This is a genomic window from Salinicola sp., from assembly GCF_982684285.1.
Genome location: NZ_CEXLVS010000542.1, coordinates 1 through 1,030, shown reverse-complemented (window position 1 = coordinate 1,030; position 1,030 = coordinate 1). Strand labels below are relative to the sequence as shown.

Here is a 1,030-nt window from a genome sequence, read left to right as displayed (position 1 = left end):
TGAAACTTATAATGTCGGTGGTGTGAACGAACACACTAATCTGGATGTGGTGCATACCCTATGTGACATTCTAGATGAGTTGTTGCCCGAGTCTGCTCATATCCCGCATCGTAATTTGATTGAGTTTGTCACCGATCGTCCGGGTCATGATCAACGCTATGCCATTGATGCCAGCAAAATTGAGCAAGATCTAGCTTGGACACCACAAGAAACATTTGCCACGGGTTTACGTAAGACGGTGGAGTGGTATCTTGATAACCGCGAATGGTGTGAACATGTGCTCGATGGCAGTTACCAACAACAACGATTAGGTTTACAGGAAGAAAAATAATGACATCACGCAAGGGCATTCTCCTCGCAGGCGGCAGTGGAACCCGTCTTTATCCTGTCACTCAGGCGATCAGTAAACAGTTATTACCTGTTTATGATAAACCGATGATTTATTATCCGTTGTCGACATTAATGCTGGCAGGAATACGCGATATTTGTATTATCTCTACGCCTCAGGATACATCGCGTTTGGAACTATTATTAGGTGATGGTCATCTTTGGGGCTTGAATATTAGCTATATTATTCAACCGAAACCGGAAGGCATTGCGCAAGCCTTTCCCTTGGCAAAAGACTTTATTGGTGATTCACCCTCCGCATTGATCCTAGGTGATAACATTTATTATGGTCATGATTTAGCCGAGATGATGGTTGAAGCCGATCAGCGAGAAACGGGCGCTAGTGTTTTTGCCTATCCTGTTGTGGATCCTGAACGTTATGGCGTGGTCGATTTTGACCGAGATGGTAAAGCATTAAGTATTGAGGAAAAACCTGAGCAACCCAAATCGCGTTATGCGGTCACCGGCCTGTATTTTTATGATAATCAAGTTGTCGATATTGCCAGCAACTTACAACCTTCTGCCCGTGGTGAGCTTGAAATTACGGATGTCAATCAGCAGTACCTTGAGCAACAGCAGTTGCATGTGGAAGTGATGGGGCGGGGCATGGCCTGGTTAGATACCGGTACCCATGATTCATTAT

General features: G+C 44.9%; 2 protein-coding genes. Both read left to right on the top strand.

Annotated elements, in window-relative coordinates; translation table 11 throughout:
• Positions 1–331 (top strand): GDP-mannose 4,6-dehydratase (locus AC3AYF_RS21810; protein ID WP_487780556.1); only part of this gene is annotated, 331 nt, incomplete at its 5' end.
• On the top strand, positions 331–1,030 hold a 700-nt coding region (rfbA, locus tag AC3AYF_RS21805), incomplete at its 3' end, for a glucose-1-phosphate thymidylyltransferase RfbA (RefSeq protein WP_487780555.1). The genes AC3AYF_RS21810 and rfbA, both read left to right, overlap by 1 nt.